11 protein-coding genes and 1 rRNA gene are annotated in these 14,534 nt (G+C 67.3%); 10 read left to right on the forward strand and 2 right to left on the reverse strand.

Translation table 11 applies throughout. The annotated features are described in order from the left end of the window. Positions 1-258: 258 nt before the first annotated feature. From eccD to V2W30_RS29380, 6 genes are all read left to right on the forward strand, one after another. Positions 259-1,788: a type VII secretion integral membrane protein EccD gene (gene eccD / locus V2W30_RS29355; protein WP_338703806.1), complete on the forward strand. Its 1,530-nt coding sequence runs from the start codon at positions 259-261 to the stop codon at positions 1,786-1,788. Between the two features lie 190 nt (positions 1,789-1,978). Beyond that, positions 1,979-2,266 carry a 30S ribosomal protein S15 gene (gene rpsO / locus V2W30_RS29360; protein ID WP_338701189.1) on the forward strand — a complete coding sequence of 96 codons (288 nt, stop codon included), beginning with the start codon at positions 1,979-1,981 and terminating at the stop codon, positions 2,264-2,266. A 297-nt stretch (positions 2,267-2,563) separates the two neighbouring features. Next, on the forward strand, positions 2,564-4,780 hold the full coding sequence (locus V2W30_RS29365; RefSeq protein WP_338701190.1) for a polyribonucleotide nucleotidyltransferase: 2,217 nt from the start codon (positions 2,564-2,566) through the stop codon (positions 4,778-4,780). Then, positions 4,777-6,156, forward strand: a complete 1,380-nt coding sequence (locus V2W30_RS29370) for a pitrilysin family protein (protein WP_338701191.1) — start codon at positions 4,777-4,779, stop codon at positions 6,154-6,156. The genes V2W30_RS29365 and V2W30_RS29370 overlap by 4 nt, the downstream gene beginning before the upstream one ends. A 35-nt stretch (positions 6,157-6,191) precedes the next feature. Continuing rightward, positions 6,192-6,947, forward strand: coding sequence for a 4-hydroxy-tetrahydrodipicolinate reductase (dapB, locus tag V2W30_RS29375; RefSeq protein WP_338701193.1), 756 nt, complete (start codon positions 6,192-6,194; stop codon positions 6,945-6,947). Between the two features lie 9 nt (positions 6,948-6,956). After that, entirely contained in the window at positions 6,957-7,409 is a 453-nt protein-coding gene (locus V2W30_RS29380) for a hypothetical protein (RefSeq protein ID WP_338701195.1), read from the forward strand. 63 nt (positions 7,410-7,472) lie between these two features. On the opposite strand, the gene V2W30_RS29385 is transcribed toward V2W30_RS29380, so the two are convergent. Both V2W30_RS29385 and V2W30_RS29390 read right to left on the reverse strand, forming a co-directional pair. Then, a complete protein-coding gene (locus tag V2W30_RS29385) occupies positions 7,473-8,027 on the reverse strand; it encodes a hypothetical protein (RefSeq protein ID WP_338701197.1) in 555 nt (184 codons plus the stop codon). A 105-nt stretch (positions 8,028-8,132) separates the two neighbouring features. Next, the gene (locus V2W30_RS29390) at positions 8,133-8,372 is read right to left on the reverse strand and encodes a hypothetical protein (protein WP_338701200.1); all 240 of its coding nucleotides are present in this window, start codon (positions 8,370-8,372) and stop codon (positions 8,133-8,135) included. Positions 8,373-8,585: 213 nt separating this feature from the next. Here V2W30_RS29390 and thyX point away from each other — a divergent pair, with 213 nt between their 5' ends. The 4 genes from thyX to V2W30_RS29410 all read left to right on the forward strand — a co-directional run bounded on the left by thyX (position 8,586) and on the right by V2W30_RS29410 (position 14,319). Further along, positions 8,586-9,326 carry an FAD-dependent thymidylate synthase gene (gene thyX, locus V2W30_RS29395; protein ID WP_338701201.1) on the forward strand — a complete coding sequence of 247 codons (741 nt, stop codon included), beginning with the start codon at positions 8,586-8,588 and terminating at the stop codon, positions 9,324-9,326. A gap of 200 nt (positions 9,327-9,526) precedes the next feature. Then, a complete protein-coding gene (dapA, locus tag V2W30_RS29400) occupies positions 9,527-10,426 on the forward strand; it encodes a 4-hydroxy-tetrahydrodipicolinate synthase (RefSeq protein WP_338701202.1) in 900 nt (299 codons plus the stop codon). Positions 10,427-10,566: 140 nt separating this feature from the next. After that, positions 10,567-12,252 carry a ribonuclease J gene (locus V2W30_RS29405; RefSeq protein ID WP_338701203.1) on the forward strand — a complete coding sequence of 562 codons (1,686 nt, stop codon included), beginning with the start codon at positions 10,567-10,569 and terminating at the stop codon, positions 12,250-12,252. Between the two features lie 542 nt (positions 12,253-12,794). Then, positions 12,795-14,319: ribosomal RNA gene (locus tag V2W30_RS29410) — 16S ribosomal RNA — on the forward strand. The last annotated feature ends 215 nt before the right edge of the window (positions 14,320-14,534 follow it).

Raw genomic sequence — 14,534 nt, forward strand, 5'->3', positions numbered from 1 at the left:
GTGTCAGGCGGACGTCGATCGCGGTTCGCGATCCTACTGACAACTACTGACAACGGCGGGCGGTAGGGTGCCGGAGGTACGCGTGAGCAGTTGCGAATCCGCCCGGGAAAAACGGGCAATCCGCACGGTTCGGATCGTGCGCCTCTCCCGAACTCCCGGCGGAACAACGCGGGTGACCGGCATCGCGGAGCGCGCGGCGCAACGTACACAGGATCTCTACAGAGCCTTCGGGAACATAAGGGGGAACAGCAGGTGAGCATGACGGCCTCCGCGCCGACCGGCCGCGCCGGCGGATCGGGCACCAGAACCCCTGCGGGGGCAGGCGCCGGCCTCGGCTTCTGCCGCGTCACGATCGTGGCGCCCGACAGCCGTATCGACGTGGCCCTGCCCGACGACGTACCGGTCGCCGACCTGTACCCCGAGATCCTGCGGCTCTCCCGGCAGAGCCCGGCCGAGGGCGCGCCCGTCGGCTACCACCTCGTACGACGCGACGGCACGGTCCTCGACAGCGCCCGCTCGTTCGCGGCGCAGCGCATCCTGGACGGCGAGCTGCTGACGCTGCGCCCGTTCGCCGAGTCGCTGCCGCCCGCCGTCTTCGACGACGTCTCCGAAGCGGTGGCCTCCGCCGTCACGAAGGACCGCACCCTGTGGAGCGGTGACCTCACGCGCGCGGCCGGCCTCGTCGCCGCCGGTGTCCTGCCCGCCCTGATCGCCTTCGTGGCCTGGAACTCCCAGTACACGACGCTGCGAGTCCGGCACGACATGAACAGCCTCCAGGGCATCCTCGCGGCGGTCGCCGGAGTCCTCCTGATCACCCTCGCCTGCGTCCGGGCGCGGGTCTACGACGACCGCGGCTCGGCCGTCGCGCTCGGCCTCGGCGCCCTGCCGAACGTCGCGGTGGCCGGCTCCGGCCTGCTGCCCCTCTCCGAAGGGCAGGGCATCGGCCGCCTCCAGTTCCTGCTCGCCTGCGCGGCGGTTCTGGTCGCCTCTGTAGTGCTCACGCTGGTGTCGCCGGGCGGTGACGGCCCCTTCGTGGCGTTCGTCTTCGCGTCCCTGATCGGCCTGATCACCACCTTCATCGCGATCCTCACGCACCTGAAGCCCATCGAGACGGCCGCCATCTGCGCCCCGCTCGCGGTGAGCGCCCTGGCGTTCCTGCCGGGTCTGTCCATGCGCTTCGCGCGGCTGCCCATCGGCTTCGAGCCGCCGAACCCCGCACGCGCGGGTTATGAGACCTCCGCCGCCCCGGCCGACCCGCACGAGGCCGTCGACGCCGAGCGGGTCGCCGCGCAGGCCCGCCGCGGCCACGAGCTGCTCGTCGGTCTCGTCGGCGGCTGCGCCCTGGTCTCCGTAGGCGCGTCGATCGTCCTCGGCTTCTCCAGCAACGTATGGGGACAGCTGCTCGCGCTGGCCACCGGCATCGCGATGCTGATGCGCGCCCACCTGTTCCGCTACACGGCACAAGTGGGCGCCACGCTCGCCGCCGGCCTCGCCGCGCTGGTCTTCCTCGGCCTCGGCCTCGCGCTGCACCCGCCGGTCGATTACGTGATCGACGCCCTGAAGCAGGACACGACCGCGCTCGACATCCGTACGGTCTGGATCGTCGCCGCCATCGGCGCGGCCACCGCCCTGGTCACCGCGATCGGCCTGATCACCCCGCGGCGCGGCGTCACCCCGTTCTGGGGCCGCTTCCTGGAGATCGCCGAGACGTTCGTTCTGCTCACGCTGATCCCGCTGGCTCTCGCCGTCTTCGACGTGTACGCGTCGGCTCGCGCCATGACCAGCTGATCCGGGACCAAGGGCCCGGTCGGGGACGTGGCCGACGGCTGGTACGCTGTGTGACGGCCGTTTGTGTACGCGCCCCCGGGTCCTCCTGGGGACAGCGCCCAGCGAGCCCCGCCTCCCGAGTCACGGAAGCTCCCCTGAGATTGAGACCAGGGGCACTCGGTGGCCACGAAGAACACTACGAGGAGTACGCGTGTCTCTCGACGCCGCTACGAAGAAGCAGATCATCGCCGAGTTCGGCCAGAAGGAGGGCGACACCGGCTCCCCCGAGGTCCAGGTCGCCATGCTTTCCCGCCGCATCTCGGACCTGACCGAGCACCTCAAGACGCACAAGCACGACCACCACTCGCGTCGTGGTCTGCTGATCCTGGTCGGTCAGCGTCGCCGCCTGCTGCAGTACCTGGCCAAGAAGGACATCGCGCGCTTCCGTGTCCTGGTCGAGCGCCTCGGCATCCGCCGCGGTGCGGCCGGCGCCCGCTAAGACGGCACGACGGGGAGCGGTTCCCACTTGATGGGGCCGCTCCCTTTGCTGTACGTGCGCACTGTCACACAGGCTTTGTAGTCTGGTGACGTACGCGTACGACGTACGAGTACGAGGAGAAGCGCACTCGCGCCGCCGCCGGTCCTCGGTAGTGGCCCCCGGAGACGCAAGAGGATCCCCGGGTGCTTCGATCGAAGACCGGCCCGCACCCAGGCGCGCTTCTCCGTTCCGTCCGACTGCCACACGGGCAGATCCGGACAAAAGACGAAACAGACGAAAGTAACGGAGAAAACGCTAGTGGAGAACGAGACCCACTACGCCGAGGCCGTCATTGACAACGGCTCCTTCGGCACCCGCACCATCCGCTTCGAGACGGGCCGTCTGGCCCGCCAGGCCGCCGGTTCCGCCGTCGCCTACCTCGACGACGACACCATGGTGCTCTCGGCCACTTCGGCCTCGAAGAACCCCAAGGACAACCTCGACTTCTTCCCCCTGACGGTGGACGTCGAGGAGCGGATGTACGCCGCCGGCAAGATCCCCGGCAGCTTCTTCCGTCGTGAGGGCCGGCCCTCCGAGGACGCGATCCTCACCTGCCGCCTCATCGACCGCCCGCTGCGCCCGTCCTTCAAGAAGGGCCTGCGCAACGAGATCCAGGTCGTCGCCACGATCATGGCGCTCAACCCCGACCACCTGTACGACGTCGTGGCGATCAACGCCGCGTCCGCGTCGACGCAGCTGGCCGGTCTGCCCTTCTCCGGCCCGGTCGGCGGCGTCCGCGTCGCGCTGATCAACGGCCAGTGGGTCGCGTTCCCGACGCACACCGAGCTCGAGGACGCCGTCTTCGACATGGTCGTCGCCGGTCGCGTCCTGGAGGACGGCGACGTCGCGATCATGATGGTCGAGGCCGAGGCCACCGAGAAGACCATCAAGCTGGTCGAGGGCGGCGCCGAGGCGCCGACCGAAGAGGTCGTCGCCGCCGGTCTGGATGCCGCGAAGCCCTTCATCAAGGTCCTCTGCAAGGCCCAGTCGGACCTCGCCGCGAAGGCCGCCAAGCCGACCGCCGAGTTCCCGATCTTCCTGGACTACCAGGACGACGTGCTCGAGGCCCTGACCGCCGCGGTCAAGACCGAGCTGTCCGCCGCCCTCACCATCCCGGGCAAGCAGGACCGCGAGGCCGAGCTGGACCGCGTCAAGGGTCTGGCCGCCGAGAAGCTCCTCCCGGAGTTCGAGGGCCGCGAGAAGGAGATCTCCGCCGCGTACCGCTCGCTGACCAAGTCCCTGGTCCGTGAGCGCGTCATCAAGGAGAAGAAGCGAATCGACGGCCGCGGTGTCACCGACATCCGCACCCTGGCCGCCGAGGTCGAGGCCATCCCGCGCGTGCACGGCTCCGCCCTGTTCGAGCGTGGCGAGACCCAGATCCTGGGCGTCACCACGCTGAACATGCTGCGCATGGAGCAGCAGCTGGACACCCTCTCTCCGGTGACCCGCAAGCGCTACATGCACAACTACAACTTCCCGCCGTACTCCGTCGGTGAGACGGGCCGCGTCGGCTCCCCGAAGCGCCGCGAGATCGGCCACGGCGCGCTCGCCGAGCGCGCGATCGTGCCGGTCCTGCCGACGCGCGAGGAGTTCCCCTACGCGATCCGTCAGGTCTCCGAGGCCCTCGGTTCCAACGGCTCGACGTCCATGGGCTCCGTCTGCGCCTCCACCATGTCGCTGCTGAACGCCGGTGTGCCGCTGAAGGCCCCCGTCGCCGGTATCGCCATGGGCCTGATCTCCCAGGAGATCAAGGGCGAGACGCACTACGTCGCCCTCACCGACATCCTCGGTGCGGAGGACGCCTTCGGTGACATGGACTTCAAGGTCGCCGGCACCAAGGAGTTCGTGACGGCTCTCCAGCTCGACACGAAGCTCGACGGCATCCCGGCCTCCGTCCTGGCCGCCGCCCTCAAGCAGGCCCGTGACGCCCGCCTCCACATCCTCGACGTGATGATGGAAGCGATCGACGTCCCGGACGAGATGTCCCCGAACGCCCCGCGGATCATCACCGTCAAGATCCCCGTGGACAAGATCGGTGAGGTCATCGGCCCCAAGGGCAAGATGATCAACCAGATCCAGGAGGACACCGGCGCCGACATCACGATCGAGGACGACGGCACCATCTACATCGGTGCCGCGCAGGGCTCGCAGGCCGAGGCCGCCCGCGCCACGATCAACGGCATCGCCAACCCGACCATGCCGGAGGTCGGCGAGCGCTACCTGGGCACCGTCGTGAAGACGACGACCTTCGGCGCGTTCGTCTCGCTCATGCCGGGCAAGGACGGTCTGCTGCACATCTCGCAGATCCGCAAGCTCGCCGGCGGCAAGCGCGTGGAGAACGTCGAGGACGTCGTCGGCGTGGGCCAGAAGGTCCAGGTCGAGATCGCCGAGATCGACTCCCGCGGCAAGCTCTCCCTGATCCCCGTCATCGAGGGTGAAGAGGGCGACGACACGAAGGACGACACCGACAAGTGACGTCCCGTAGCACCAAGGCGACGGCCCGCACCTCCTCGGAGGCGCGGGCCGTCGCCCGTACCCAAACCCTGATCAAGGGCGAGAACGGCATCGGTACGGTCCGCAGGACCACGCTCCCCAGCGGCCTGCGCATCGTCACCGAGACCCTCCCCTCCGTCCGCTCGGCCACCTTCGGCATCTGGGCGCACGTGGGCTCGCGCGACGAGACCCCGACGCTGAACGGCGCGACGCACTACCTGGAGCACCTCCTCTTCAAGGGCACCAAGAAGCGCAGCGCCCTCGACATCTCCGCCGCGCTCGACGCGGTCGGCGGCGAGATGAACGCGTTCACGGCGAAGGAGTACACGTGCTACTACGCGCGCGTGCTCGACACCGACCTGCCGCTCGCCATAGACGTCGTCTGCGACATGCTCACGGGCTCCCTCATCGAGGAGGAGGACGTCGACGCGGAGCGCGGCGTGATCCTCGAAGAGATCGCGATGACCGAGGACGACCCGGGCGACTGCGTGCACGACCTGTTCGCGCACACCATGCTCGGCGACACCCCGCTGGGCCGTCCGGTCCTCGGCACGGTCGACACGATCAACTCCCTGACCCGCGGCCAGATCTCGCGCTTCTACAAGAAGCACTACGACCCGACGCACCTCGTCGTCGCCGCGGCCGGCAACGTCGACCACAACACGGTCGTACGCCAGGTCCGCGCCGCCTTCGAGAAGTCGGGCGCCCTGAGCGGCGCGAGCGCGGCCCCCGTCGGCCCGCGCGGCGGCCTCAAGACCCTGCGCGCCGCCGGCCGCATGGAGGTCATCGACCGCAAGACCGAGCAGGCCCACGTCATCCTCGGCATGCCGGGCCTGGCCCGCACCGACGACCGCCGCTGGGCCATGGGCGTCCTCAACACGGCACTCGGCGGCGGCATGTCCTCCCGCCTCTTCCAGGAGGTCCGCGAGAAGCGCGGCCTGGCCTACAGCGTGTACTCGTACACCTCGGGCTTCGCCGACTGCGGCCTGTTCGGCGTGTACGCGGGCTGCCGCCCGAGCCAGGTGCACGACGTCCTGAAGATCTGCCGCGACGAGCTCGACCAGGTCGCGCGAGACGGCCTCACGGACGACGAGATCGCCCGCGCCGTCGGCCAGCTCAAGGGCTCCACCGTCCTCGGCCTCGAGGACACCGGCGCGCTCATGAACCGCATCGGCAAGAGCGAGCTGTGCTGGGGCGAGCAGATGTCGGTCGACGACATGCTGGAGAGCATCGCCGCGGTGACCCCGGACGAGGTGCGCTCCGTCGCACGCGACATCCTGGGACAGCGCCCGTCGCTGGCGGTCATCGGCCCGCTCAAGGACAAGCAGGCCGCGCGTCTGCACGAAGCGGTCGCGTAACAGCCTTCCGCACGCACGTAAGGATCAGGGAGAACATGAGCAAGCTGCGCGTGGCGGTCCTCGGAGCCAGGGGCCGGATCGGTTCCGAGGCCGTACGGGCCGTCGAGGCCGCCGAGGACATGGAGCTGGTCGCGGCCCTGGGCCGCGGCGACAAGCTGGACACGCTCGTCGAGTCCGGTGCCCAGGTCGCGGTCGAACTGACCACGCCCGACTCGGTGATGGAGAACCTGGAGTTCTGCACGGGCCACGGCATCCACGCGGTGGTCGGTACCACCGGCTGGACGGACGAACGTCTCGCGCGGCTCGACCAGTGGCTGGCGGCCTCCCCGGGGACCGGTGTCCTCATCGCGCCCAACTTCTCCATCGGCGCGGTCCTCACCATGAAGTTCGCGGAGGTGGCGGCCCCGTACTTCGAGTCCGTCGAGGTCATCGAGCTTCACCACCCGAAGAAGGTCGACGCCCCGTCGGGCACGGCCTCCCGCACGGCGCAGCTCATCGCCGCCGCGCGCGCCAAGGCGGGCAGCGCGCCGCAGCCGGACGCGACGACGACGGCGCTCGACGGCGCCCGTGGTGCGGACGTGGACGGCATCCCCGTGCACTCCGTCCGCCTGCGCGGCCTCCTGGCCCACCAGGAGGTGCTGCTCGGCGCCGAGGGGGAGACCCTCACGATCCGGCACGACTCGCTGCACCACAGCAGCTTCATGCCGGGCATCCTGCTCGGCGCCCGCAAGGTCACGACGACCCCCGGCCTCACCTTCGGCCTGGAACACTTCCTCGACCTGAACGGCTGACCTGCTGCGATGCGCGCCAAAATCACCTACGCCGTCACGGCCGCCGTCCTGGTCGTCTACTTCGTCCTGGCCGGCGACCGCGGCATCATGCTCATCCGGCACGGCACCGCGCTGACGATCACCTTCGGGGTCGCGGTGCTGATCCTGCCGGTGATCGGCGTGTGGTTCCTGTGGGCGAACACCCAGTTCGTCCGCAAGGCCAACCGCCTGGCCGAACTCCTGGACGCGGAGGGCGGCCTGCCCGTCGACGAGCTCCGCCGCGACCAGCACGGCCGGATCGACCGTGACTCGGCCGACGAGGTCTTCGCCCGGCGCAAGGCCGAGGCCGAGGACACCCCGGGCGACTGGCGCTGCTGGTTCCGTCTCGCGGTCGCCTACAAGGACGCACGGGACACCCCGCGCGCGCGGAAGGCGATGCAGCGCGCGATCGCCCTCCACGAAGGGCGTACCGCGGGCGTCTGACCCGTACGACGAAGGGGCCGCACCGACGCGATGTCGGTGCGGCCCCTTCGTGCTGAGCCGGTGTCACTTCTGCGGCCGGTACTCCTCGACCCACACCTCGACGGTGTCCGCGGCCCGGTCGAACGCGGTGCTCCGCCCGAGGAAGTCTCCGTTGTGGCTGGTGAGCAGCGTCATCTGCTCCCCCTGCCGGTCACGTCGTACGAGGACCAGGGCCTGCCCCTGCACGGTGCGGGGCAGCCCGAGCCAGCGCACGGGCTGCTGCACCGTGCGCGCGGTCACGATCTGGTTCCACGGCGCCGTACGGGTCTGGAGGAAGCCGACGTGGCGCAGTCCGCGCGCGCTCACCCAGGTGCCCATCCGCAGCAGGCGCAGCGCCACCACGATGACGAACACCGCGAGCACGCCGCAGACCGTGGCGGCGGACGTGTCACCGGCGACCGCGATGATCACCGAGGCGAAGAGCACGTACGACGCCAGCAGAAGCAGCAACGCGGCCGCGCCCACCCGGTACGGCCCGGGGCGGTACGGGCGGCGCCACTGATCGCGGTCGTCGAAGGGCAGCGCGGTGTCCGCGGCCTCGTCGAAAGCACGGTCGGCCGTCAGGAAGGGCAGGGGCACGGCTGGTCCTCACTCGATCCATGCTGCATGGGGCTGTGCCCGGTGAGGCTACCCAGGCGCGCTCCGGCCTTCCACCCCAGGGGGTCCGGACGAGTCGGATCTCGGTCAACGACCGTCTGAGGCTTCTGACTGCTGGGTCTGCGCGGGGGACTGATCTGCCGAAAGAGCCGGCATCCCGAACAACAGGGAACCCACGAGCCCGGCGACCACGGTCAGCCCCACGAGGGTGCGACCGGCGATCTGCCCCGCGGAGGGGCGCTCGCGCGCAGGCGGCGTGACGTTACTGCGGAACTTGTCGGCTTCGGCGATGAAGGCGAACGGTACGGGCTCGCGCCGACGAAACATGGGCGGTGCTTCTCCTCAAGGGGTTCGAACGAAGTGTGTTCATCTACACAGACGCTCGACTGCCCCAAAAGGTGCCACCTTTCACCCAAAAACACAGAAGTTTTTCGTCTTCGCCAGGGAACGTCGTGAGAAGCGCGCGAATGCCCGGGTGTCAGTGGGGGCCCGTAGAGTGGGCGCCGCCCGAGCGAAGTGATGGGAAGGACCCCCCAAGCCGTGACCGAAACCCCTGCTGAAGACCTCAAGCCGACGTTCCGAGGCGACGTCTCCGTCGAGCTCGTCAAGCACTCCGCGAGCGACACCGACGTGCTGTTCGCGGCCCGTGTCTCCACCGTAGGCGAGCAGTCCTTGGATGAGCTGTCCAAGGACCCTGCCCGCTCCAAGGGGCTCATCAACTACCTGATGCGCGACCGCCACGGCAGCCCCTTCGAGCACAACTCGATGACCTTCCTCATCAGCGCCCCGATCTTCGTCTTCCGCGAGTTCATGCGGCACCGCGTGGGCTGGTCGTACAACGAGGAATCGGGTCGCTACAGGGAGCTCGAGCCGGTCTTCTACGTCCCCGACGCGGACCGCAAGCTGGTCCAGGAGGGCCGTCCGGGCAAGTACGTGTTCGTCGAGGGCACCCAGGCCCAGCAGGAGCTGACGGCTCGTTGCATGGAGGACTCGTACCGCCAGGCGTACGAGGCGTACCAGGAGATGCTGGCCGCCGGCGTGGCCCGCGAAGTGGCCCGCGCGGTGCTCCCGGTCGGCCTGTTCTCGTCCATGTACGCGACGTGCAACGCGCGCTCGCTGATGCACTTCCTTGGCCTGCGCACCCAGCACGAGATGGCCAAGGTGCCGTCCTTCCCGCAGCGCGAGATCGAGATGGTCGGCGAGCGCATGGAGGCGGAGTGGGCCCAGCTCATGCCGCTCACGTACGCCGCGTTCAACGCGAACGGTCGCGTGGCGCCGTAGTCCCTGCTACGGCACAGATGTACGGATGAGCCGACCGAAGTGTCCGTATTGCGGCATTTCGGGAAGTTCATCTAGCCTGATCAAACGGACCCGGCACTGCTTGAACCCCCGAGCAGGCAGTGCCGGGCTCCTCCTTTGTCATGACTCGTCGTATCCCCCGAGGGGGGACCCGGTGCTGAGCAGCGAGTAGCGTGTTACCCATGGCTCCGACCTCGACTCCGCAGACCCCCTTCGGGAGGGTCCTCACCGCCATGGTCACGCCCTTCACGGCGGACGGCGCACTCGACCTCGACGGCGCGCAGCGACTCGCCGCCCACCTGGTGGACGCAGGCAACGACGGCCTGATCGTCAACGGCACCACCGGCGAGTCCCCGACCACCAGCGACGCGGAGAAAGCGGAGCTCGTACGCGCCGTCGTGGAAGCGGTCGGCGACCGCGCCCACGTCGTCGCCGGAGTCGGCACCAACGACACGCACCACAGCATCGAACTGGCCCGCACCGCCCAGGCAGCGGGTGCCCACGGCCTGCTCACGGTGACGCCGTACTACAACAAGCCCCCGCAGGAGGGCCTGCTCCGCCACTTCACGGCGATCGCGGACGCGACCGACCTGCCCGTGATGCTCTACGACATCCCGGGCCGCAGCGGCGTACCGATCAACACGGAGACGATCGTCCGGCTCGCCGAGCACCCCCGGATCGTCGCGAACAAGGACGCCAAGGGCGACCTCGGCCGCGCCAGCTGGGCCATCGCCCGCTCGGGCCTCGCCTGGTACTCCGGCGACGACATGCTCAACCTCCCCCTGCTCTCCGTCGGCGCTTGCGGCTTCGTCTCGGTCGTCGGCCATGTGGTCGCACCCGAACTGCGCGCCATGCTCGACGCGTACGCCTCCGGCGACGTACACAAGGCGACAGAGATCCACCAGAAGCTGCTTCCGGTGTTCACGGGCATGTTCCGCACCCAGGGCGTGATCACGACGAAGGCCGCGCTCGCCCTCCAGGGCCTCCCGGCCGGACCGCTGCGCCTGCCCCTCGTCGAACTCACCGCTGACGAAACCGCCCAGCTCAAGATCGATCTTGCAGCCGGCGGGGTACAGCTCTGACAACAGACTTGGCAAAGCTCCACAACTGAATCAACAGAACAGCAAGACCTGAGCACCACCCAAACAACAACTGCTACTGCACGAACGTCACGCGCGCCACGTGCCTACAGGTACGTGGCGCGCGTGGTGAGGAGAGTCTTTTGAGTCATCCGCATCCTGAACTCGGCGCCCCTCCGAAGCTTCCGAAGGGCGGCCTGCGGGTCACCCCGCTCGGCGGCCTCGGTGAGATCGGCCGCAACATGACCGTCTTCGAGTTCGACGGCCGTCTGCTGATCGTCGACTGCGGAGTGCTCTTCCCGGAGGAGGAGCAGCCCGGAATCGACCTGATCCTGCCGGACTTCACGTCCATCAGGGACCGCCTCGACGACATCGAGGGCATCGTCCTGACGCACGGTCACGAGGACCACATCGGAGGTGTCCCGTACCTCCTGCGTGAGAAGCCGGACATCCCCCTGATCGGCTCGAAGCTGACCCTCGCCCTGATCGAGGCGAAGCTCCAGGAACACCGCATCCGCCCGTACACGCTCGAGGTCAGCGAGGGCGACCGCGAGCGTCTGGGCCCCTTCGACTGCGAGTTCGTCGCGGTCAACCACTCCATCCCGGACGCGCTGGCCGTCGCCATCCGCACCCCGGCCGGCATGGTGGTCCACACCGGCGACTTCAAGATGGACCAGCTTCCGCTGGACCGTCGCCTCACGGACCTGCCGACCTTCGCGCGGCTCGGCGAGGAGGGCATGGACCTTCTCCTCTCCGACTCGACGAACGCGGAGGTCCCGGGCTTCGTCCCGCCCGAGCGCGACATCTCGAACGTGATCCGTGGCGTCTTCGCCGGCGCCCAGAAGCGGATCATCGTCGCGTCCTTCGCCAGCCACGTGCACCGCATCCAGCAGATCCTGGACGCGGCGCACGAGTACGGCCGCCGGGTCGCCTTCGTCGGCCGCTCGATGGTCCGCAACATGGGCATCGCCCGCGACCTCGGATACCTCAGGGTCCCGGCCGGTCTCGTGGTGGACGTCAAGACGCTCGACGACCTGCCCGACAGCGAGGTCGTCCTGGTCTGCACGGGCTCGCAGGGCGAACCGATGGCGGCCCTGTCGCGCATGGCCAACCGCGACCACCAGATCCGCATCGTCTCCGGCGACACGGTGATCCTGGCGTCGTCCCTGATCCCCGGCAACGAGAACGCGGTGTACCGCGTGATCAACGGCCTGACCCGCTGGGGCGCGAACGTCGTCCACAAGGGCAACGCCAAGGTGCACGTCTCGGGCCACGCGTCCGCGGGCGAGCTCCTGTACTTCTACAACATCTGCAAGCCCAAGAACCTGATGCCGGTCCACGGCGAATGGCGCCACCTGCGCGCCAACGCCGAGCTCGGCGCCCTCACCGGCGTCCCGCACGACCGCATCGTGATCGCCGAGGACGGCGTCGTCGTCGACCTCGTCGAGGGCAAGGCCAAGATCGTCGGCAAGGTCCAGGCCGGATACGTCTACGTGGACGGCCTCTCGGTCGGCGACGTCGGCGAGCCGGCGCTGAAGGACCGCAAGATCCTCGGGGACGAGGGCATCATCTCGGTCTTCGTCGTCGTGGACTCCAGCACCGGCAAGATCACCAGCGGCCCGATGATCCAGGCGCGCGGATCCGGCATCGAGGACTCGGCGTTCAGCGCCGTCATGCCGAGGATCCAGGACGTCCTGGAGAAGTCGGCCCAGGACGGCGTGGTCGAGCCCCACCAGCTGCAGCAGCTCATCCGCCGCACGCTGGGCAAGTGGGTCTCGGACACCTACCGCCGACGCCCGATGATCCTCCCGGTCGTCGTCGAGGTCTGACGCTCGTCCGGAGCTCGTAGGGAGCGGGGCGCCTCGATTTGCATCGAGGCGCCCCGCTCCAGTACGTTTACGTCTCCGCCCGAGGGGAAACCGGCGCACTCACGTGCTCGGACCAACTCCCCGCATCGGGCGGGGAATTCCGACTCAGAATCTCTGATAAAGTCGGAGCCGCCGGAAAGGAAAACGCGAAAGCGGAATCCTGAAAAGCCGAGAAAAACCCCGAGGAAATCGGATCGGAAAGATCTGATAGAGTCGGAAACGCAAGATAGCAAGACCGAAGGGAAGCGCCCGGAGGAAAGCCCGAGAGGGTGAGTACAAAGGAAGCGTCCGTTCCTTGAGAACTCAACAGCGTGCCAAAAATCAACGCCAGATATGTTGATACCCCGTCTCCGGCCCTTTCGGGTCGAAGATGAGGTTCCTTTGAAAAAGTCCTGTCGGCCTCTAGTGGGTTGGCAGGCGCACAGCGAGGACGCTGTGAACGACCGGGATTATTCCTCCTGGTTGTTCCGCTCTCGTGGTGTCACCCCGATTACGGGGAAACATTCACGGAGAGTTTGATCCTGGCTCAGGACGAACGCTGGCGGCGTGCTTAACACATGCAAGTCGAACGATGAAGCCCTTCGGGGTGGATTAGTGGCGAACGGGTGAGTAACACGTGGGCAATCTGCCCTTCACTCTGGGACAAGCCCTGGAAACGGGGTCTAATACCGGATACCACCTCTCCTCGCATGGGGGAGGTTGAAAGCTCCGGCGGTGAAGGATGAGCCCGCGGCCTATCAGCTTGTTGGTGAGGTAGTGGCTCACCAAGGCGACGACGGGTAGCCGGCCTGAGAGGGCGACCGGCCACACTGGGACTGAGACACGGCCCAGACTCCTACGGGAGGCAGCAGTGGGGAATATTGCACAATGGGCGAAAGCCTGATGCAGCGACGCCGCGTGAGGGATGACGGCCTTCGGGTTGTAAACCTCTTTCAGCAGGGAAGAAGCGAAAGTGACGGTACCTGCAGAAGAAGCGCCGGCTAACTACGTGCCAGCAGCCGCGGTAATACGTAGGGCGCAAGCGTTGTCCGGAATTATTGGGCGTAAAGAGCTCGTAGGCGGCTTGTCACGTCGGTTGTGAAAGCCCGGGGCTTAACCCCGGGTCTGCAGTCGATACGGGCAGGCTAGAGTGTGGTAGGGGAGATCGGAATTCCTGGTGTAGCGGTGAAATGCGCAGATATCAGGAGGAACACCGGTGGCGAAGGCGGATCTCTGGGCCATTACTGACGCTGAGGAGCGAAAGCGTGGGGAGCGAACAGGATTAGATACCCTGGTAGTCCACGCCGTAAACGGTGGGAACTAGGTGTTGGCGACATTCCACGTCGTCGGTGCCGCAGCTAACGCATTAAGTTCCCCGCCTGGGGAGTACGGCCGCAAGGCTAAAACTCAAAGGAATTGACGGGGGCCCGCACAAGCAGCGGAGCATGTGGCTTAATTCGACGCAACGCGAAGAACCTTACCAAGGCTTGACATACACCGGAAAGCATTAGAGATAGTGCCCCCCTTGTGGTCGGTGTACAGGTGGTGCATGGCTGTCGTCAGCTCGTGTCGTGAGATGTTGGGTTAAGTCCCGCAACGAGCGCAACCCTTGTTCTGTGTTGCCAGCATGCCCTTCGGGGTGATGGGGACTCACAGGAGACCGCCGGGGTCAACTCGGAGGAAGGTGGGGACGACGTCAAGTCATCATGCCCCTTATGTCTTGGGCTGCACACGTGCTACAATGGCCGATACAATGAGCTGCGATACCGCAAGGTGGAGCGAATCTCAAAAAGTCGGTCTCAGTTCGGATTGGGGTCTGCAACTCGACCCCATGAAGTTGGAGTTGCTAGTAATCGCAGATCAGCATTGCTGCGGTGAATACGTTCCCGGGCCTTGTACACACCGCCCGTCACGTCACGAAAGTCGGTAACACCCGAAGCCGGTGGCCCAACCCCTTGTGGGAGGGAGCTGTCGAAGGTGGGACTGGCGATTGGGACGAAGTCGTAACAAGGTAGCCGTACCGGAAGGTGCGGCTGGATCACCTCCTTTCTAAGGAGCATCTAGGCTGCCAAGCTTGCTTGGTGGTCCAGGGCCATTACGTCGGCAAATGTTCGACGGTGGTTGCTCATGGGTGGAACGTTGATTATTCGGCACACTTGACCTGCTCTGGTCGTAAATACTGCTTCGGCGTGGAAAGCGAAAAGATCGGGCGAGGGTGTCGGGCACGCTGTTGGGTGTCTGAAGGTACGGCCGTGTGGTCGCCT

It is taken from the genome of Streptomyces sp. Q6 (assembly GCF_036967205.1).
Lineage (GTDB): Bacteria > Actinomycetota > Actinomycetes > Streptomycetales > Streptomycetaceae > Streptomyces > Streptomyces citrinus.

What these genes read in the sequence shown, in the direction of transcription:
- V2W30_RS29390 (WP_338701200.1), bottom strand. Translation starts at nt 8,372, where the DNA reads ATGTTTCGTCGGCGCGAGCCCGTACCGTTCGCCTTCATCGCCGAAGCC.
- dapB (WP_338701193.1), top strand. Translation starts at nt 6,192, where the DNA reads ATGAGCAAGCTGCGCGTGGCGGTCCTCGGAGCCAGGGGCCGGATCGGT.
- dapA (WP_338701202.1), top strand. Translation starts at nt 9,527, where the DNA reads ATGGCTCCGACCTCGACTCCGCAGACCCCCTTCGGGAGGGTCCTCACC.
- V2W30_RS29380 (WP_338701195.1), top strand. Translation starts at nt 6,957, where the DNA reads ATGCGCGCCAAAATCACCTACGCCGTCACGGCCGCCGTCCTGGTCGTC.
- eccD (WP_338703806.1), top strand. Translation starts at nt 259, where the DNA reads ATGACGGCCTCCGCGCCGACCGGCCGCGCCGGCGGATCGGGCACCAGA.